Annotated in this window: 13 protein-coding genes; 9 read left to right on the top strand and 4 right to left on the bottom strand. The window is 68.5% G+C overall.

Translation table 11 applies throughout. The annotated features are described in order from the left end of the window. Positions 1–78: 78 nt before the first annotated feature. On the bottom strand, positions 79–1,365 hold the full coding sequence (locus tag UUA_RS13075) for an NAD(P)/FAD-dependent oxidoreductase (RefSeq protein WP_008437638.1): 1,287 nt from the start codon (positions 1,363–1,365) through the stop codon (positions 79–81). A gap of 205 nt (positions 1,366–1,570) precedes the next feature. Between UUA_RS13075 and UUA_RS13070 the strand changes: the two genes are divergently transcribed. The 4 genes from UUA_RS13070 to UUA_RS13055 all read left to right on the top strand — a co-directional run bounded on the left by UUA_RS13070 (position 1,571) and on the right by UUA_RS13055 (position 5,435). Next, positions 1,571–1,921, top strand: a complete 351-nt coding sequence (locus UUA_RS13070) for an ArsR/SmtB family transcription factor (RefSeq protein ID WP_008437633.1) — start codon at positions 1,571–1,573, stop codon at positions 1,919–1,921. A gap of 43 nt (positions 1,922–1,964) precedes the next feature. Then, positions 1,965–2,831, top strand: a complete 867-nt coding sequence (locus tag UUA_RS13065) for an MBL fold metallo-hydrolase (RefSeq protein ID WP_008437631.1) — start codon at positions 1,965–1,967, stop codon at positions 2,829–2,831. Positions 2,832–2,882: 51 nt separating this feature from the next. Then, positions 2,883–3,740, top strand: coding sequence for an EamA family transporter (locus UUA_RS13060; protein WP_008437629.1), 858 nt, complete (start codon positions 2,883–2,885; stop codon positions 3,738–3,740). A 93-nt stretch (positions 3,741–3,833) separates the two neighbouring features. Continuing rightward, positions 3,834–5,435, top strand: a complete 1,602-nt coding sequence (locus UUA_RS13055) for a S10 family peptidase (protein ID WP_008437627.1) — start codon at positions 3,834–3,836, stop codon at positions 5,433–5,435. Here UUA_RS13055 and UUA_RS13050 read toward each other — a convergent pair. Then, positions 5,428–6,501 carry a LacI family DNA-binding transcriptional regulator gene (locus tag UUA_RS13050; RefSeq protein WP_008437626.1) on the bottom strand — a complete coding sequence of 358 codons (1,074 nt, stop codon included), beginning with the start codon at positions 6,499–6,501 and terminating at the stop codon, positions 5,428–5,430. The two genes, UUA_RS13055 and UUA_RS13050, sit on opposite strands and share 8 nt — an antisense overlap. 124 nt (positions 6,502–6,625) lie before the next feature. Beyond that, positions 6,626–7,912, bottom strand: coding sequence for a sugar MFS transporter (locus UUA_RS13045; protein ID WP_008437624.1), 1,287 nt, complete (start codon positions 7,910–7,912; stop codon positions 6,626–6,628). 422 nt (positions 7,913–8,334) lie between these two features. On the opposite strand from UUA_RS13045, the gene glk reads away from it, so the two are divergent. The 5 genes from glk (at position 8,335) to UUA_RS13020 (ending at position 16,884) form a co-directional block, all read left to right on the top strand. After that, entirely contained in the window at positions 8,335–9,438 is a 1,104-nt protein-coding gene (gene glk, locus UUA_RS13040) for a glucokinase (RefSeq protein ID WP_039954029.1), read from the top strand. 106 nt (positions 9,439–9,544) lie between these two features. Next, positions 9,545–12,262 carry a TonB-dependent receptor gene (locus tag UUA_RS13035; RefSeq protein WP_008437621.1) on the top strand — a complete coding sequence of 906 codons (2,718 nt, stop codon included), beginning with the start codon at positions 9,545–9,547 and terminating at the stop codon, positions 12,260–12,262. 120 nt (positions 12,263–12,382) lie between these two features. Then, a complete protein-coding gene (locus UUA_RS13030) occupies positions 12,383–14,686 on the top strand; it encodes a beta-N-acetylhexosaminidase (RefSeq protein WP_008437619.1) in 2,304 nt (767 codons plus the stop codon). A 202-nt stretch (positions 14,687–14,888) separates the two neighbouring features. Next, entirely contained in the window at positions 14,889–15,950 is a 1,062-nt protein-coding gene (locus tag UUA_RS13025; RefSeq protein WP_008437617.1) for an acyltransferase family protein, read from the top strand. Between the two features lie 142 nt (positions 15,951–16,092). Then, positions 16,093–16,884: a CPBP family intramembrane glutamic endopeptidase gene (locus tag UUA_RS13020; protein WP_238533024.1), complete on the top strand. Its 792-nt coding sequence runs from the start codon at positions 16,093–16,095 to the stop codon at positions 16,882–16,884. A 16-nt stretch (positions 16,885–16,900) separates the two neighbouring features. Here UUA_RS13020 and UUA_RS13015 read toward each other — a convergent pair. After that, positions 16,901–19,525 (bottom strand): Lhr family helicase (locus UUA_RS13015; protein ID WP_008437614.1); only part of this gene is annotated, 2,625 nt, incomplete at its 5' end.

Below are 19,525 nucleotides of genomic sequence, written 5' to 3'. Positions count from 1 at the left end.
GTGGATGGATGGTGGGTGCCGCGGCGGGTCGGTGCTTGATGGGGAGAGCCTCGCGCGGGCGGTCATGCGGCTGGCGCCTCAGTCCGTCTTGACGTCCGGCTTCAGGCGCTCGATGCCGAACGCCTCCATGATGACTTTCTCGTAACCCGGGTCGGCCTGGCCCTTGCGCATCTTGCGCAGGAAGTATTTCTCGTAGGCGACCTTGGCCAGGTGCACCCACCTGCCGGTCATCGACTTGGTCACGTTGCGCGGCGGAATCTGCGGCAGGGCGATGAAGGCGAAGCCGCGGTCGCCCATGTCGGCCAGGCACATCGCGTTCCAGGTGGCGCGCGCATGCGGCTGCTTGCCGGCGATGGCGTCGCGCAGGTTGTGCGCGATGGCGGTGACCATCGACTCGATCATCAGCCCGGTCTTGGGCGCGCCGGTGGGCACCGGGGTGACCTCGACCGGTGGAATGGCCACGCACACGCCGGCGGCGTAGACGTTGGGGTAGCGCGGGTTGCGCTGGAACTCGTCGATCAGCACGAAGCCGCCCGGATTGACCAGGCCCTCGACCTCCTTCACCGCGTCGACGCCGGCGAACGAGGGCAGCAGCATCGAGAAGGCGAATGGCAGGCTGTGTTCCTGCTGCAGCTGGCCGCGCTCGTCCAGCTGCTCGACATGCATCGCGCCGGATTCGACCGAGCTCACGCGCGCGTTGGTGATCCACTTGATGTGGCGCTGGCGCAGCTCCGATTCGAGCAGCCCCCTGGAGTCGCCGATGCCGCCCAGGCCCATGTGGCCGATGTACGGTTCGGCGGTGACGTAGGTCATCGGCACCCGGTCGCGCAGCTTGCGCCGGCGCAGATCGGTGTCCACGATCATCGCGAACTCGTAGGCGGGGCCGAAGCAGCTGGCGCCCTGCGCCGCGCCGATCACGATCGGCCCCGGGTGCTTGAGGAACTCCTGATAGGCCAGCCAGGCCCGGTGCGCGTGCGGGCCGGTGCAGACCGACTGCGTGTAGCCTTCCGGCCCGCTGCCCGGCACCCGCTCGAACGCCAGGCGCGGCCCGGTGGTGATGACCAGGTAGTCGTAATCCAGCTTGCGCCCGTCGCCCAGTTCGATCTGGTTGTCGGCGGGGTGCACCTTGCTGGCGCTGGCGTCGATGAAATGGATGTCGCGCCGGGCCAGCGGCTGGGCGACGTCCACCCGGATCTCGTCCTGCTTGCGCCAGCCCACCGCCACCCAGGGGTTGGAAGGTGTGAAGTTGAACTGCGGCCCTTCGCCGACCACGGTGATCGAATGTTCGGCACCAATGGTGTCGCGGATCTCGTAAGCCGCCGACATGCCGCCCAAGCCTGCTCCAAGGATGATGATGTTTGCCATGGCTCGACACTCCTCTGAGGTGTGTGGAAACGGGATTGCTCATCTCGGCTGAAGCCGACTGCCACGGTAGGCGCTCGTGCGATGTGGCGGCTTGACCAGGGTCAATATTGCGAATAGAAAATCTACATTAGGCATAGCTTATTTAGATGGCTGTGCTAAAGTCAAGCCCTACACCCAGCCGACAGCACCGACCGGAGGCGCAGCCATGCCGTTACCGAACCATGCAGATCTGGGCGCCATGCGCGCCTGCGCGGACGATGCGTCGCGCCTGCTCAAGGCGCTCGGCAATGCCCAGCGCCTGCGCGTGCTGTGCCTGCTGGTAGAGCATGAAATGTCGGTGGGGCAGATCAACGAGCAGTTGCCCGACCTGGCCCAGTCCGCGCTCTCGCAGCACCTGGCCAGGCTGCGCGAGGAAGGCCTGGTGAACACGCGGCGCGAGTCGCAGACCATCTGGTACGCGCTCGCGCCCGGGCCGGCCGAACGGATCATCGACGCGCTGTATGGCATCTATTGCGCGCCTGCGGAAAAATCGCGCCCACGGAAGTCGCGAGCCTGAGTCGCGGGCGGCCGCGCTTCGATCACCCAGCGGGGGAGCTTCCATGCCACTGCCTGATGTGACGCCGTTCTTCCACGCCGCCAGCCACACCTTCAGCTACGTAGTGGCGGACCCAGCCACGCGCCGCGCCGCGGTGATCGATGCGGTGCTTGACTACGACGCCGCGTCCGGGCGCAGCGGCCACCAGTCGGCCGACGCGCTGGTGGCGTTCGTGCAGGCGCAGGGCCTGACGGTCGACTGGATCATCGAGACGCACGTGCATGCCGACCACCTGTCGGCGGCGACGTACATGCAGGCGCAGCTGGGCGGGCGGCTCGGCATCGGCGAGCACGTGCGCGCCGTGCAGGCGACCTTCGGCGAGCTGTTCAACGCCGGCGCCGGCTTCGCCCGCGACGGCAGCCAGTTCGACCATCTGTTCGCCGATGGCGAGCGCTACATGGTCGGCGGCATCGAGGCGCTGGCGCTGCACACGCCCGGCCATACACCGGCCTGCATGACGCACGTGATCGGCGACGCGGCGTTCGTCGGCGACACCCTGTTCATGCCCGACTACGGCACCGCGCGCTGCGATTTCCCCGGCGGCGACGCGGCGACGCTGTACCGCTCGATCCGGCGCATCTTCGAGCTGCCGGGCAGCACGCGGATCTTCCTCTGCCACGACTACAAGGCGCCCGGCCGTGAGACGTTTTCGCACCAGACCACGGTGGCCGCCGAGCGCGCGGGCAATGTCCACGTGCGCGATGGCGTCGGCGAGGCCGAGTTCGTCGCCCTGCGCCGCGAGCGCGACGCCACGCTGGCCGTGCCGCCGCTGCTGCTGCCGGCGGTACAGGTGAATATGCGCGCGGGCCGGTTGCCGCCGGCCGAGGACAACGGCGTGCAATACCTGAAAATCCCGCTGGATGCCTTCTGAGCACTGGCCGCGCTGCGGCACAATGGCGGTTTGCCGCTGCCGGAACCAGGGATGATCTACGTACTGCTCAGCGTGGCGTGCAGCGTGCTGGTGTCGGTGCTGCTGAAGCTGGCGCGACGCTTCGAGGTCGACGTGGGCCAGGCGATCGCCTGGAACTACGTGGCCGCCGGTGCGCTTACCGCGCTGCTGTTGCAGCCGTCGCTGGACACGCTGCGCGCGCCGGGGGCGCCGTGGCTGGCGCTGGTCGCGCTGGGCGTGCTGCTGCCGACCATCTTCCTGGCGCTGGCCGCGTCCGTGCGCCACGCCGGCATCGTGCGCAGCGACGCGGCGCAGCGGCTGTCGCTGCTGCTCTCGCTGCTGGCCGCGTTCGTGCTGTTCGGCGAGCGGCTCACCGCGTTCAAGGCGCTCGGCATCGCGCTGGGCCTGCTCGCGCTGCTGGGCATGGTCTGGCGCAGCGGCCAGGCCAGTGCAGAGCGCGGTGCCGCGGGCTGGCTCTATCCGCTGGCGGTATTCGTCGGCTTCGGCGTGATCGACATCCTGTTCAAGCGCGTGGCCCAGGCCGGCGTGCCGCTGGGCGCCTCGCTACAGGCGATGTTCGCGCTGGCCCTGCTGGTCGCCTTCGCGCTGCAGCTATGGCGCCGCGCGCGCGGGCAAACCCGCTTCACCGCGCGCAACGCGCTGGCCGGCCTGCTGCTCGGCCTGGCCAACTTCGGCAACATCCTGTTCTACCTGCGCGGCCACCGCGCCTTGCCGCAGCACCCGGCGCTGGTGTTCGCCAGCATGAATCTCGGCGTGGTCGCGCTGGGCGCCGTGGTTGGTCTGCTGCTGTTCCGCGAGCGGCTGAGCCGGCTCAACCTGGCGGGCGTGGCGCTGGCGCTGCTGGCGATCGGGGTGATTGCGTCCGGCTGAGCAGTGACTTCTGGGCTATGAAATCGCGCGGTCGCGGTGCCTATGCTGCGACGCTTCGGGGCGATGGCGTCCCAGTCATGGGGACTTCGGGACATGCGCAAACTTCCTCTCGTCGCGTTGTCGTGTGCGCTGCTGCTGAGCGCGGTCGCGGTCGCCGCCCCGGACAAGAAAGACGACAAGGCCAAGTCGGAGCAGCCCGACGCGGCGCTGGTCGAGCCGCAGTCGTCGGCCAGCGAGGGTTCGGTATCGGTCGAGGGGCATCGCGTCGACTACAAGTCGGTGGCCGGCACGCTGGTGCTGCATGGCAAGGGCGACAAGGAGGACGAGCCGCAGGTCAGCATGTTCTATGTCGCGTACTTCAAGAAGGGCGTTGCAGCGACGAAGCGGCCAGTCACCTTCATCTTCAACGGCGGCCCCGGTTCGGCCACGGTGTGGCTGCACATGGGTGCATTCGGGCCTAAGCGCGTGGTCACCAGCGACGACAGCCACACGCCGGCGGCGCCGTACGGCCTGGTCAACAATGACTACAGCCTGCTCGATGCTTCCGACCTGGTGTTCATCGACGCGCCCGGCGCCGGCTTCAGCCGGCTGATCGCGACCGAGACGGACAAATCCAAGCGCGAGGAACAGATGAAGGATCGCCAGAAGGCGATCTACGGCGTGGATGGCGACGGCCATGCGTTCGCCCAGTTCATCACTCTTTTCCTGTCGAAGTACGACCGCTGGAATTCGCCGAAGTACCTGTTCGGTGAAAGCTACGGCACCACCCGCTCGGCGGTGCTGGCGAACATCCTGGAGAACGAGGACAGCGTCGACTTGAACGGCGTGATCCTGCTCTCGCAGATCCTGAGTTTCGACACCAGCATCGACGGGGCGGAGTTCAACCCGGGCATCGACCTGCCGTATGAACTGGCGCTGCCGACCTTCGCCGCCACCGCGTTCTACCACCACAAGTTGCCGCAGCAGCCGGCCGCGCTGGAACCGTTCCTGCGCGAGGTGGAGCAGTACGCGCTGGGCGATTACGCGCAGGCGCTGATGGCCGGCTCGCGCCTGGACGATGCGCGCAGGCAGGCGGTGGCGCAGAAGCTGCACGAGTACACCGGCCTGCCGGTGGCCTACCTGCTGAAGGCGAATCTGCGCGTGACCGGCGGCATGTTCGAGCACGAGCTGCAGGCCGACGGCGACATCACCACCGGCCGGCTGGACAGCCGCTTCGCGGGGCCGTCGATCGACCCGTTGAGCAAGGATTCCGAGTACGACCCGCAGTCCTCGGCGATCAGCTCGGCGTACGTGGCCGCGTTCAACGACTACGTGCGGCGCGAGCTGAAGTTCGGCCAGGGCCGGCAGTACCGGCTGTTCGCCGACATCAAGCATTGGGATTTCTCGCACAAGGCGCCCGGCGTGCATGGCGAGGCGCTGCAGTCCTCGACCAATGTGATGCCGGACCTGGCCATGGCGATGAAGACCAATCCCAACCTCAAGGTCTCCCTGCACGGCGGCTACTACGACCTGGCCACGCCGTACTTCGCCGCCGACTACGAGATGCACCACCTGCCGATCCCGGCCAGCCTGGAGCGCAATATCAGCTATGCGTGGTATCCGTCCGGGCACATGGTGTACGCGCACGAGACGTCGTTGAAGCAGCTGCACGACAACGTCGCGCGCTTCATTGGGCAGACCGACAACGTCAGGTAGCGGATTTGCGCCGGCCGCCGCGCCCGGATGGCGCGGTGTTGCGCGGCGCGGTGGAGCCGCGTACCACCAGCTCCGGGCTGAAGCCTTCGTTGCGGGTGACCGGCGGCTCGCCGTTGGCTTCGCGCTGCAGGTCGCCGATCAGCCGCTGCGCGGCGTGCCGCGCGATGTCCTCGGTGGCCTGGCGGGCGGTGGTCAGCGCCGGCCACGACTGCTTGGAGAACGGGCTGTCCTCGAAGCCGGCGATGGAGAGTTCGTACGGCACGTTGATGCCGTCCGAATGCGCCGCGGCCAGCACGCCGGCGGCGATCTCGTCGTTGCTGCCGAAGATCGCGCTGGGGCGCTCCTTCAGCGCCAGCAGCTTGCGCGCGCCGCGGAAGCCGTCGTCGAAGGTGTAGTCGCCGGGCACGATCAGCTTGCGGTCGAGCGTGATGCCGTAGTCCTTCAGCGCGTCTTCGTAGCCCTGATAGCGTTCCAGGCTGGAGCGGTGTTCGCGGCCGCCCCACAGGAAGCCGATGCGCTGGTGGCCGAGCTGGATCAGGTGTTCGGTGATTGCGTAGGCCGCGTCGCGGTCGTCGACGTAGACGCACGGGTGGCCGTCCTGCGGGTCCTTGCGCGCCGAGATGATGCGGATGAACGGGACCTGCGCCTGGCTCAGCGCCCCGATCAGCGCCGGCTGCTCGGACATCGGTGGCGCCAGCACCAGCCCGGCCAGGCGCGAGCGGTGCACCAGTTCGCGCAACTCCTCGGCCAGCTTCGGTGAAGACGAGTCGCACGGGTGGATCTGCAGACCGAAGCCGCTGGAGCGGCACGCCGCCAGCACGCCGCGCTGCAGATTGATCACGTAGTGCGCGTTCGGGTTGTCGTAGACCAGGCCGATCGCATACGCGCGGGTGCTGCGCAGGCTGCGCGCGGACGGGTCGGGCTGGTAGCCGAGCGCGTCGATCTCGCGCTGCACCTTCTCGCGCGTGCGGGCGTGCACCGAGGGCTCGTTGTTGATGACGCGCGAGACGGTCTTCAGCGAGACGCCGGCTCGTTCCGCGACATCCTTGATGGTGGCGCTGCGCACCCGCTGAACCTCGTGGATCGAAAGGACTGGTCGCCGGTCGCGCCATGGTGCCGGCGGCGCCGCACGCATCGGCACGGCGGCGCGAGCATCCTAGCTTATGGCCGGGCCGTAGCGAACTCCTGTCTCACGATGTCCGCTGCTGGCCGACCCGGTGACCGGCCAACCCGTAGTACAGGATGTACAGGTAGCACGGCACCACCAGCGCGGTGAACGCGAGTTGGAAGTCGATGTGCTGCTTCAGGTGCACGAACAGCTGCGGCACCACCGCGCCGCCGGCGATGCCCATGATCAGCAGCGCCGAGCCTGCCTCGGTGTGGCGGCCGAGCCCATTGATCGCCAGCGGGAAGATTGCCGGCCACATCATCGCGTTGGCGAAGCCCAGCGCTGCGACGAACGCCACCGAGAGGTAGCCGTGGGTGAGCCAGGCACCGAGCGCAAAGGCCACGCCCAGCACGGCCGATACCGCCAGGTAGCGCTGCTGCGTGATGAAGCGCGGAATCAGCGCCAGGCCGGCCAGGTAGCCGGCCAGCATGCCGACCAGCGTGTACGAGGTGAAGTGCTTGGTGGCGTCCGGCGGCAGGCCGAAACCCTGGCCGTAGGTGCCGATCGCGTCGCCGGCCATCACTTCCACGCCGACGTAGAGGAACAGGCACAGCACGCCCAGCCACAGGTGCGGGAAGCTGAAGATGCCGCCGTCGCTGTGGCCGATCGCCTGCTCGCTGTTGGCGCCGGCGGGCCTGATCTCCGGCAGCGAGGAGCGCGCGATCCAGATCGCCAGCACCACCAGCAGCGCCGCCATCACCATGTACGGCAGGTGCACCTTGCCGGCGAACGCGTTGAGCAGGGCCTCGCGCGCCTGCGGCGTCGGCGCCGACTCGACCTGCTGGCCGAACGTGCCGATGCCGCTGAGCACCAGCGCGCCGAACACGAACGGGGCGATCGCGCCGGCCAGCTTGTTGCAGATGCCCATGAAGGCGATGCGCTGCGCCGCGCTGTCGATGGGCCCGAGGATGCTGATGTAGGGATTGGACGCGGTCTGCAGCAGCGACAGCCCGGCGCCGATCACGAACAGCCCGGTCAACGCGCCCGGGTACAGCCGCATGGTGGCGAACTGGCCGAACAGCACCGCGCCGAGCGCCATCACGAACAGGCCGAGCGCCATGCCCTTCTTCATGCCGGTGCGGCGGAGCACCGCGGACGACGGCAGCGCCAGGAAGAAATACGACAGGTAGAACGCCATCGGTACCAGGAACGCGTTCACGTCGTCGAGGTCGAAGGCCAGCTTGACGAAGGTGATCAGCGGCCCGTTGAGCCAGGTGACGAAGCCGAAGATGAAGAACAGCAGGCCGATCACCAGCATCGGGCCGAGATGGGTGCGTTCGGACGGCGCCGCCGCCAGCGTGGTTGCCATGGATGGTTCTCCCCGGAGTCACCGTGCCGCCCGGCCGGGTGGCGGGGGCAGGCAGCAATGTCTCCTTAATTGCCGAAAAGTGCAACGTTGTCAATCGGACGCCCTGATGGGTCCCGGGAGACAGCCGCGACGGCGTGAGCCGGGCGGCCATGCGGACGCTTCGCTGTGGCGTCGCAGCAGGGCGCCGTGCCATCGCACGTTTGTGCGTTTACCCGGCAAATATGGCCATCCAAAGGATTTCATCAACGGCGGCTCAGGAGTGTCATGACAGTTATGTTGCGTTGCCGTATCGAATGTTCCGAAAACCGTCGCGAGCGCTGTTGACAACGTTGTCATTGCGACCGCAGACTCCGCCCGAATCAGGCCTCACCCGGCGCGCCTCAGCGCATCCGGGGCGGGGCCAGTGGCCACGGGAGAAGCCAGTGGGGGAAGTCGCGAAGCAGCGTCATGCGGCGGCAGTGCCGGCGACGACCGAGGCCGGTATGTCGGCGTCGGGCACGGTCGGTGCGTCCGGCCCGGGCCCGCAGCAGCCGTTCCTGGCCGCCGATGTCGGCGGCACGCATGCGCGCATCGGCCTGGTGGTCGGCAACGCCGCCGGCCCGCGGCCGGTCAGCGTGCTGCACTACCACCGCTACAGCTGTGCCGACTGGCCTGGCCTGGCCGCGATGCTGCGCGACTTCGTCGGCCAGCTGGCCGCCACGCCGCACGCGTCGCTGCGCGGCGAGCTGCGCCATTGCGCGGTAGCCTGCGCCGGCTATGTGCTGGACGACGCCATCGTCAACGGCAACCTGCCGTGGCCAGTGTCGATCCGCGAGATCCGCGACGGTCTCGGCATCCGGCAACTGGCGGTGATCAACGATTTCGAGGCGCTGGCCTACGCCACCCAGTTCATCGCGGCCGGGGAGACCCGGCCAGTCATCGACACCGCGGCGGCGCCCGCGGACGGGCCGGTGCTGGTGATGGGGCCGGGTACCGGGCTGGGCTCGGCGGTGCTGCTGCCGGGCCGGCCGCGCGCCCACGTGCTGGCCACCGAGGCGGGCCAGGTCTCGCTGGCGCCGGGCAACGAGCGCGAGATCGAGATCCTGCGGCTGTTCCGGCGCGAGCGCGCGCACGTGTCGTTCGAGGATGCGCTGTCCGGCCCCGGCCTGCTGAAGCTCTACGCCGCGCTGTGCGAGCTGCGCGGCAGCCCGGCGCAGCTGCTGACGCCGGCGGAAGTCACCGCGGCGGCGCTGGCCGGCAGCGATGGCGCCGCGGTGGAGGCGCTGGAGGTGTTCTGCGGCCTGCTCGGCAGCTTCGTCGGCGACCTGGTGCTGCTGTACGGCGCCCGCGGCGGGGTCTACCTGGCCGGCGGGATCCTGCCGCAGATCCTGCCGTTCCTGCTGGCCAGCCGCTTCGCCGAGCGCTACTTCAACAAGGGCGTGATGCGCGCCTACCTGCAACAGGTTCCAGTGCAACTGATCGAGCACGGCCAGCTTGGTGTCATCGGCGCCGCAAGCTGGTTTCTGGATGAACGCCCGGGAGCATGAGAGGGGCACCGTCCGGCGACACGGCGCCAAGCCAAACCACCACACAACGTCCGCGACCGTCGTCATGCCGGTCTTGATTCGAGCCAGCCTCTGAGGGGAGGAGATCATGAACAACCGCAAGACATTGCTAGCCGCGAGCATCGTCGCCAGCCTGTGCGTCTCCAGCGCGTTGTACGCGCAGGATGCCGCGCAGGGCAGCGCCACCACCACCCAGAGCCGCGCCGACAAGGCCAAGGCGAAGGAGCTCGCCACCGTCACCGTGGTCGGCATCCGCAACAGCGAGGCCGAGTCGCTGGCGCTGAAGAAGGACGCCGCCTCGCACGTCGAGGTGGTCACCGCCGAGGACATCGGCAAGCTGCCGGCCAAGAACGTGGCCGACACGCTGCAGCGCCTGCCCGGCGTCAACATCAGCTCGTCCAGCGCCAGCGAAGGCGGCTTCGACGAGAGCGACCGCGTCAGCCTGCGCGGTACCGCGCCCAGCCTCACCCAGACCCTGGTCAACGGCCACACCGTGGGCACCGGGGACTGGTTCGTGCTGAGCCAGGTGCAGACGGTGGGGCGCAGCGTGAGCTACACCCTGCTGCCGTCGGAAATCGTCAGCCAGGTGGTGGTGCACAAGACCTCCGAGGCCAGCATCGTCGAAGGCGGCAGCGCCGGCTCGGTGGACATCATCACGCGCAAGCCGCTGGAGTTCGCCAAGCCGGTTACTGCCGAGGCCTCGATCGGCGGCGTGTACTCGGACCTGCCCGGCGACACCAAGCCGCAGTTCAGCGGCCTGTTCAACTGGAAGAACGACGCCAACACCGTCGGCGTGCTGGTGCAGGGCTTCTACGAGAAGCGCAGCCTGCAGCGTAACGGCCAGGAAGTGGTGGGCGGCTACCTGCCGGCCACGGTTGGCGGCAACACCGTGTACTACCCGAACGAAATCGGCGCGGTGCTGTTCACCCAGCAGCGCGAGCGCAAGGGCGGCGTGATCGACTTCCAGGTCAGGCCGACCGACAACCTCACGCTCGACCTCAGCGGCTTCTACTCCAAGCTCAAGGCCGACAACTACAACCGCAACTACATGATGTGGGCCAGCAGTGCGCTGGCCAGCGGCGGCGTGCTGACCGCCAATTCGATCAACAACAACGTGGTCACCAGCGGCTCGATCGCCGGCGGCACCGGCGCCTACGGCGTGTACGACCAGATCTCCCGTCCCGGCGCGTCGTCGGAATCGAAGTACCTCACCCTCGATGCGAACTGGGGCGTCACCGACCACCTCAACCTCAAGGGCCAGCTCGGCACCACCCGCGGCACCGGCTCCAGCCCGACCCAGGACGTGATCGAGCTGGGCACCGCCGGTGGCGCCGGCGCCAGCTGGGACATGCGCGGCCTCGGCAAGCCGATCAACTGGACGCTGGGCGGCGACAACAGCTCGCCGTCGGGCATCCTGCCCTCAGCCGGCTGGATCTTCGGCGGCCAGGGCATCAAGGTGAAGGACAAGGAGGACTGGGCGCAGTTCGACGGCGAGCTCAGCTTCGACAACGACGCGTTCACTTCGCTGCAGTTCGGCGGCCGCTACGCCAAGCACACCCGCGAGAATCCGTTCGAGGTGGCGCAGGGCCCGAACTGGGCTTCCGACTGGCAGAACCCGGCGGCGTATCCAACCGGCACCTACAGCCGCTATCCGGGCGGCTTCAACGGCTCGCTCGGCGGCAGCTTCCCCGGCCCGATCTGGTTCTGGACGCCGGCCCAGCTGGCGCGGATCGACGGCAAGTTCGCCAACCGCGACCCGGTCGCGCGCTTCTACTTCAACGACATCTACAAGGTCGAGGAGAAGGATTCGGCCGCCTACCTGCAGCTGAACTTCGAGTCCGGCATCGCCAGCGGCAACATCGGTGTGCGCTACGTGAAGACCAAGGAGGACATCGGCTACTCCAGCACCGCGTCCGACGCCGCGGCCAGCTCGGTCACCGGCCCGATCACCGGTTCGGCCTTCGGCGACTACTACTGGAACACCTACCGGCACAGCTACGACAAGTTCCTGCCCAGCGCCAACCTCAAGTTCGCCGTGCGCGACGACCTGCTGCTGCGCTTCGCCGCGTCGCAGACGATGACCCGTCCGGACTATTCGGCGCTGGCCGGCTCGGTGTCGGCCGCTGACCTCACCCACACCGGCAGCGGCGGCAATCCGCAGCTCAAGCCGCTGATAGCGAGCAACTTCGACGCCGCGGTGGAATGGTACTTCGCGCCGCGCGGCCTGCTGTCGGCCGGCGTGTACGCGATGAACCTGAAGGACTACGTCAACTTCGGCAACGAGACGCGCAGCTTCAAGGACATGCCGGCCAGCCAGACCGCCGGCCACGACGTGTTCTCGAACTACCTGATCAGCGTGCCGACCAACGTCAACGGCCAGGTCCGCGGCGTGGAGCTGAACTACATCCAGCCGATCGGCGACAACTTTGGCGTGCAGGCCAACTACACCTATGCCGACGGCCACGCCACCGGCGACAAGCCGCTGCAGGGCACCTCGAAGAACACCTACAACGTGTCGGGCTACTTCGAGAACAAGCAGTTCAACGCTCGCGTCAGCTACACCTACCGTTCGGCGTTCTATGCCGGCGTGAGTCGTACCGACACCTACTTCCAGCAGGGCATCGGCAACCTCGCGGTGTCGCTGGGCTACCAGCTCAACGACCATATCTCGCTATCGCTGGACGCGATGAACCTCAACAACCCGAAGCTGAAGTACTACACGCAGAACGCGACCTACGGCAAGCAGCCGTACGCGTTCTACGACAACGGCCGGCAGTACTACCTCAACCTGCGCTTCAAGCTCTGACGCTTCGCGCGTGACGCGAGCCAGGGACGGTTTCGCCATCCTCCCCACGCGGGTCCGGGCTCAGCTTGCCGGACCCGTTTTTTTGCTAGCGTGACGCCACTGCCGCGACGGAGACCACCGATGACCCGCCGTTTGATCCTGCTTGGCTGCGCGAGCCTGGCACTGGGCCTCGCTGGCCTCGTGCGAGCCGCCGAGCCGTCGGCGCCCGCGCTGCTGCCGCTGCCGGCGCAGCTGCACGTCGATGCCGGCCGCTTCACCGTCGATGCGCACACGCCGATCGTGCTCGCCGACGATGCCGCCTCGACCCGCCGCACCGGCGCCTGGTTGACCGACCTCGTCGCGCGCACCCGCGGCCTGCGCCTGCCGCTGAAGCACGGCGCGGCCGCCGCCGGCGCGATCGTGCTGCAGCGCGATCCCGCCGCGCCGGTGGCGAACCGCGAAGGCTATGCGCTGGATGTCACGCCGCAAGGCATCCGCATCACCGCGCGCGACGACGCCGGCCTGTTCTATGGCGCGGTAACCCTGTGGCAACTGCTCACGCCCGATGCGAAGCAGGGCGCGGTCGAGGTGCCCGCGCTGTCGATCCGCGACCAGCCGCGCTTCGACTGGCGCGGCCTGATGCTGGATTCCGTGCGGCACTTCCAGAGCGTGGCCGAGATCGAGCGCCTGCTGGAGCAGATGGCCCAGCACAAGCTCAACACCTTCCACTGGCACCTCACCGACGACCAGGGCTGGCGCATCCAGATCAAGCGCTATCCCGAACTCACCAGGATCGGCGCGTGGCGCACGCCGCCGGGTGCCGGGCGTGACGGCGAGCCGCAGCGTTACGGAGGCTTCTACACCCAGGCGCAGATCCGCCGCATCGTCGCCTACGCCGCCGCGCGCCAGATCACGGTGGTGCCGGAGATCGACATGCCGGGCCACGCGCAGGCGGCGGTCGCCGCGTACCCGCAGTTCGGCGTCACCGGCCAGCGCCCACCGGTGTCGGTCGACTGGGGTATCAACCCGTACCTCTACAACGTCGACGACGCCACCTTCGAATTCATCGGCAACGTGCTGGACGAGGTGATGGCGCTGTTCCCCTCGACCTACATCCACGTGGGTGGCGACGAGGCGATCAAGGACCAGTGGCAGGCCTCGCCCGCGGTGCAGGCGAAGATGCGTGCGCTCGGCATCACCCGTGAGGACGCGCTGCAGGGCTGGTTCATCGACCGCGTCGGCCAGTACCTCGACCAGCACGGCTGCAAGCTGGTCGGCTGGGACGAGATCCTCGACGGCGACAAGCTGCCGGCCGACGCCACCGTGATGTCCTGGCGCGGCACCGACGGCGCGATCAAGGCGGCGATGATGGGCCACGACGTGGTGATGGCGCCTGCACCGCAGCTGTATTTCGACCACGTGCAGGGCGAGCTCGCCGACGAGTACGCCGGTCGCCTCGGCGTGGAATCGTTGCAGAGTGTGTACGCCTTCCCGACCGTGCCCGCGGTACTGGGTGCGGCGCAGGCACGGCACGTGCTGGGCGTGCAGGCCAACGTGTGGACCGAGCACATGCCCACCATGGCGCACGTGGAGCACGCCGTGTTCCCGCGGCTGGATGCGCTCAGCGAAGTGACGTGGTCGCCACCCGTCGCCAACGGCTGGCCCGGCTTCCTCGCCCGATTGCCGCCGCAGTTCGCGCGCTACCGCGCACAGCACGTCGCCTACGCCGACAGCGCCTTCGCCGTGGACATCGACGTCGACCGCAACGTGGCGCTGGCCACCGGCAACGCCACGGTGACGCTGGCCAGCCAGACCGGCTTCGGCGTCATCCATTACACGCTGGACGGCAGCACGCCCACGCCGGGCTCGCCGCGCTACGACACACCATTCAACGTGACGCTGCCGGCCACCGTGCGCGCCGCCAGCTTCGCCGCAGACGGCAGCGTGCTGGCCGCGCCGCGCCAGCGCGTGCTTGATCGCCCGAGCTTGCTCAGTCTGCCGGGCACGGCGCTGGCGAACTGCCCCGGCAGCAATTTCCGCCTGCGCCTGCAGCCCACGCCCGACGCGCAGGGCACGCAGCCGGTTTACGCGGTGAACGTGTTCGATGCCTGCCAGCTGTTCCCGCCCACGCTGCTGAATGGCGTCGGCGCGATCCGCGTCGAGGCGGTGCGGCTGCCGCGCAACTTCGCGTTGGCGCATGAGCAGAAGCTGGTGGTGGCGCGCCCGCACGCCACGCCGTTCGGCGAGCTGGTGGTGCATGCCGATACCTGCGCCGGCGCGGTGCTGGCCAGCATGCCGCTGCCCGATCCCGTGCACGGCCCCAGCCGGTTCGAGTTGCAGGCCCAGCTGCCCGCGCAGACCGGCGAGCGCAGCCTGTGCCTGGTCTACACCGTGCCGATCGACGGGCCGCTGTACGCGATCGGCAATGTGGCGCTCACGCCATGAGTTGCACCCTACGAAAGGGCTCCATCTGCTCCGTCCCCTGCTTGTCCGCAAGGGACTCCCTTCGGTCGCAGGGGAGGGCTGGGCGACCGCAAGGGAGTCCTTCAGGTGAGGGGTCCGCTCTTGATCTTTTCCGCGATCCTGCACAACCCGGCCACCTCCTCGCAGTGGGAGGTGTTCCCGCATTTTTGTGTTTGCACTCCGCATGAAACGCCTCGCCTCGCTCGATGCCCTGCGCGGTTGCACCGTGGCGGCGATGCTGCTGGTCAACGATCCGGGCGACTGGAGCCACGTCTACTGGCCACTGGCGCACGCGGCGTGGAACGGCTGCACGCCGACCGACCTGGTGTTTCCGTTCTTCCTGTTCGTGGTGGGCGTGTCGGTGGCGCTGGCGATCCTGCCGCGGCTGGAGCAGGGCGCTTCGCCGTCCGCGCTGACCCGCGCCGCGATGTGGCGCGCCCTGCGCATCCTCGCGCTAGGCGTGGCGATCAACCTGCTGGCGGCGTGGTGGCTGCCGCAGGCGCACCTGCGCTTTCCCGGCGTGCTGCAGCGGATCGCGCTGTGCTTCGCCGGCGTGGCGCTGTTCGCGGTCTACACAAAACCGCGCACGCAATGGTGTGCGATCGCGGCGCTGCTGCTCGGCTACTGGGGGCTGCTCCTGCTCGGCGGCTCGCTGGAGCCGTGGACGAATATCGCCAGCCGTTTCGACAGTGCGTTGTTCGGCCGCTTCGTCTACCTGATCGATCCGGCGACCGGCCGCGGCCACGATCCGGAAGGCCTGCTCTCCACCTTGCCGTCGCTGGCCAGCACCCTGCTCGGCCTGCGCGCCGGGTGCTGGCTGCGCCGCGAAAAACTCCGGACGCTGCTGCTGGCCGGTGCCGCGTGCCTGTTGCTTGGCGCGTTGTGGTCATGGTGGCTGCCGTTCAACAAGAACCTGTGGACGCCCTCGTTCGTGCTGTGGACCAGCGGCTGGACCACGCTGGCGCTGCTGGCGTTCCACATGCTGATCGACCGGCGCGGCTGGCCGGCATGGGGCCGCCGCTTCGGCATCAACGCGATCGCCGCCTACGCCGGTTCCGAACTGATGCAGATCGCGCTGCCCGCGCTGGGCTGGCCGGAGCCGCTCTACCAGCACCTGCTCGCCGGCTGGATGACACCGCGCTTCGGCCCATACGTGCCGTCGCTGGCGTTCGCCGTGGTGTTTGTCGCGCTGTGGTGGTTGATCGTGTGGGCGATGGATCGGCGCGGCATCTACCTCAAGCTCTAGTGCATAGCCAGCGGCTGGGCGGCGAATGTGCCCTGCGCGCGTGATCCATAGTGCGCTGCGTGTCAAGCGCGAAATCTTCTTATGGACGGCTCTCGCCGCCGTGCGAACAATCGCCACCCGGCACAGCTTGGAGCGGCAAGTGATGGATCATTCACGGCGGGTCGATTGTCCGGATCGCACCAGGGCTGTTGGCATGCGTGGTCGATCAACCTCGGACCCTGATGCGATGAATGGATCAAGGATTCCCTGTTCCCGCGGCCTATGGATCTTCACGGGCTATCTGGTCATCCGGCTGATGGTCGAGGCCGCCGGCACGATCGGTCCGGAGCGCATCCTTCAGCTTCCCGACGAGCAGGCGCGGTTGATTGGGGCTTACGCGGGTCTCCTGGGCGAGGGGCTGGCTGCCGGCGGGGTGTGGTTGCTGGTCAGGTACTACTACGGACTGTGGTCGAATGTTGGCGGGATCGTTGCGATGGGCCTGTTTGTGCCTGTGAGCAAACAGGTCATGTTGTCGGTGCTGGGAGGTGTCGCGTCAGCGGCGGTAGTGCTCGCCTTGAATACGTCGTCCCCCTCTGGTTCCAGCCCACGCAGCCCGGCTATCGACATGTACACGACGCATGGAAAGGCCCTGCTTTATTTCTGGCTGATCGCGGGGATCACCGTGGCGCCGTTTGTCGAGGAGCTGCTTTTCCGGGGAGTGGCATTCTCGGTGGTCGCGTCGCATTTCAATGCTTTCGCCGGCGCGGTGGCGTCGGTGCTGCTGTTTATGCTGGTGCATGTTCCGCAGCTGACGCACCATTGGACATCCGCGGTGGCCATAACGACGCTTGCCACCACGTGCGCGATCATCAGGGTGAACAAGGGGTCGTTGTGGGCAGCCATGATCCTGCATGGCAGCTACAACGCCAGCCTGGCCGTGTCGACGCTGGTCTGATACCTCGCGGCACGCCTCAGCCTGCAGCGACCTGTGCCAGCGGTACTGTGGGCGAATGACGCAGCAGGGCTTGTTTCGCCATTTGCAGGTCGGCCGCGGACAGTTCGACCAGCGGTGTGAGCTTGCCCGCGACCAGCGCGCCGATCGGCATGCCGTCGCGGTACAGCACGCGTGCGCCGGCGAGTGCCGGCACCTTGTCGCCGACCAGCACGGTGCCGACCAGGTTCAGCGGATCGCAACCGCTGAGGCAGACCAGCTCGCCGTCGTCCGCGCGCGAGCGCACCGCGCGCAACGGCGCGATCGCCTCGGGCAGGGCGAACTGCTCGCCGACCAGGCCTTCGACGAAACGGCCGCCGCGGATCTCGCCGCGCGCCTCCAGCCGGTGGTACACGCGCAGCAGTTCGCGCCACGGCGGCAGCCACGGCGCCTCACGTTCCAGCAGCTTCCAGAACACCACGCCGTAGCGGCGCAGCAGGGTGCGTGCGATGTGCTCGATGGCGTCGGGCTCGGCCTTGCCCGCGGCCGCGCCGCGCGCCAACGCCCAGCGCCCCGCATCCTCGATGCCGCCGAACTGATGCCGCCGCAACCGCCGGTGCCGCCCGCCGTCGTGCTTCGCCGCGGGCAGCAGCAGGGCACGCAGGCCGGCGAAGCTGTCCGCGCTGACCCGGCCGGCGGCGACCAGCTCGCCCAGCGCGTCCTCCAGTTCAGTGCGTAGCAGGTGGGCGATGTCCAGCAGTTCGTCGAAGAACAACGCGCCGTGTTCGTGCAACGCGTCGGCGACGGCCTGCGCGCGCGACGACAACAGGACTTCCTGACCATCGGTGCCGCCAGCGGCGGATGTCCATACGGCCATTCCGCGTCGTGGCAGCAGCACGATCGGCGTGCTGCGTACCGGACCGCCGCCACCGCCGCTGCCGGTGCGCAGGCGGGCCCAGCCGATGCGGCCGGCGCGGCACAGCTCGTCCAACCAGTGGATCGAATAGTCCGCGATGCGCGCCGGCAGCAACTCGCTCTCCCACGCACCGGCCGCGGCCTCGTAGCCTTCCAGCTGCGCCAGCGTGGCGGCCAGTGCGTCCGGCCCGCTCAGTCGGGTGGCCGCCGACACGTGCTGCCAGTCAAACAGGAAGCGCATCAGCGCACGCCGGCTGACCGGCTCGATCTCGCGGCGCAGCCGGCCGATGGTGTAGCGATGGATGCGCGCCAGCAGGTGGCGTTCGCACCATTCGGTATCCGCGACATCGGCGCTGAAGCGACCCTGCATCACGTAGCCTTCGGCCTGCAGGCGCAGCAGGGCCTGTTCGACCTCGCCCGTATCGATGGCCAGCGAGGCGGCCAAGGTATTCGCGGTGACCGGGCCGAGTCCGCCGAGGCGATGGCGCACCAGTTCCAGCATCGCGTCCTCGCGCGTCCAGGATTGCGCGGCATACTCGGTGGGTGCGGCGATCGGCGGCTGCATCGGGGCGGCAGGATGCAGCGCCTGCCACAGCGGCAGGTTCTCCGCGGACGTCCAGATCTCTGTAGGAGCGCACCCTGTGCGCGATGCTTCTTCGCCGGGTGACGAAGAGCGATCGCGCACAGGGTGCGTTCCTACAGTGAGGCGTGTCGCTCGCTTTGCCTTGGCGAGCGCCTGCAGTCGCTCGCCCCAGCCGCGGTTGGCGTCGACTTCCGTCAGGGTGACGAAGCCCAGCAAGATCAGCGCCTCGTGCATCTCGTCGGCATCGCGCACCTGCGGCCACGCCTCTTCGCGTACCGCGGCGATCGCCTCCGGATCGAGCCGGCCGAGGTCGTCGGCGCTGTCGGCGTTCCAGCGACGCGTCTGCACCGCCTGGGTGCGCCGTTCCTCCAGCGGTGCATCGTCGAGGAAGGCGTACGGCGCGGCATTCAGCACCTCGGCGGCGAGCGGGCTGGGTGCGGTGAGGTCGCGCGCCACGATGGCGATGGCGCCGGCTTCGAGCTGGCGCAGAATCGCCAGCAGGCCGTCCACGTCCATCGCCTCGCGCAGGCAGTCGTGCAGGGTCTGGTTGACGAGCGGGTGGTCCGGCACCTCGCGCTCGCCCACGATGTTCTCCAGGCAGGCGACCTGGTCGGGGAACACCGCGGCGAGCAGGTCCTCGCTCTTCATCCGCTGCAGCGGCGGCGGGGTCTTCTTGCCGCCGGTGAAGCGCGGCAGCGCCAGTGCCGTGACGGCGTTCCAGCGCCAGCGCGCCGGGAACAGCGGGGCGTCGAGCAGGGCCTGCACCAGCACGTGTTCGGCGGTGTTGGAGTGCAGGTAGTGCGCCACTTCCTCCAGCGGAAAGCTGTGGCTGGTGGACAACGACAGCACGATCGCGTCCTCGGTCGCTGCCGCCTGCAGCTCGAAGTTGAACTGGCGGCAGAAGCGCTTGCGCAGCGCCAGGCCCCAGGCGCGGTTGATGCGACTGCCCCAGGGCGTGTGGATCACCAGCTGGGTGCCGCCGGATTCGTCGAAGAAGCGCTCCAGCACCAGCGTGCGCTGGCTGGGCAGCACGCCGAGCGCGGCTTTCGCGCGGGTGAGGTAGTCGACGAGTTGCTGCGCGGCGGGGTCGGGGAGGCCGAGTTCGTCGTGTAGCCAGGCGAGCGCGGCCGCTTTGCGCCCCTCTCCCTTCGGGAGAGGGGCTGGGGG

Origin of the sequence: Rhodanobacter thiooxydans LCS2 (genome assembly GCF_000264375.1) — a bacterium.
GTDB lineage: Bacteria > Pseudomonadota > Gammaproteobacteria > Xanthomonadales > Rhodanobacteraceae > Rhodanobacter > Rhodanobacter thiooxydans.
Note: the sequence above shows the minus strand (reverse complement) of the source record. Positions and strands in the feature narration are given on the sequence as shown.

Excerpts from the sequence above, each read along its gene's own strand:
- UUA_RS13075 (WP_008437638.1), bottom strand. The coding sequence starts at position 1,365 with ATGGCAAACATCATCATCCTTGGAGCAGGCTTGGGCGGCATGTCGGCG.
- UUA_RS13070 (WP_008437633.1), top strand. The coding sequence starts at position 1,571 with ATGCCGTTACCGAACCATGCAGATCTGGGCGCCATGCGCGCCTGCGCG.
- UUA_RS13065 (WP_008437631.1), top strand. The coding sequence starts at position 1,965 with ATGCCACTGCCTGATGTGACGCCGTTCTTCCACGCCGCCAGCCACACC.
- UUA_RS13060 (WP_008437629.1), top strand. The coding sequence starts at position 2,883 with ATGATCTACGTACTGCTCAGCGTGGCGTGCAGCGTGCTGGTGTCGGTG.
- UUA_RS13055 (WP_008437627.1), top strand. The coding sequence starts at position 3,834 with ATGCGCAAACTTCCTCTCGTCGCGTTGTCGTGTGCGCTGCTGCTGAGC.
- UUA_RS13045 (WP_008437624.1), bottom strand. The coding sequence starts at position 7,912 with ATGGCAACCACGCTGGCGGCGGCGCCGTCCGAACGCACCCATCTCGGC.
- UUA_RS13035 (WP_008437621.1), top strand. The coding sequence starts at position 9,545 with ATGAACAACCGCAAGACATTGCTAGCCGCGAGCATCGTCGCCAGCCTG.
- UUA_RS13030 (WP_008437619.1), top strand. The coding sequence starts at position 12,383 with ATGACCCGCCGTTTGATCCTGCTTGGCTGCGCGAGCCTGGCACTGGGC.
- UUA_RS13025 (WP_008437617.1), top strand. The coding sequence starts at position 14,889 with ATGAAACGCCTCGCCTCGCTCGATGCCCTGCGCGGTTGCACCGTGGCG.
- UUA_RS13020 (WP_238533024.1), top strand. The coding sequence starts at position 16,093 with ATGGATCATTCACGGCGGGTCGATTGTCCGGATCGCACCAGGGCTGTT.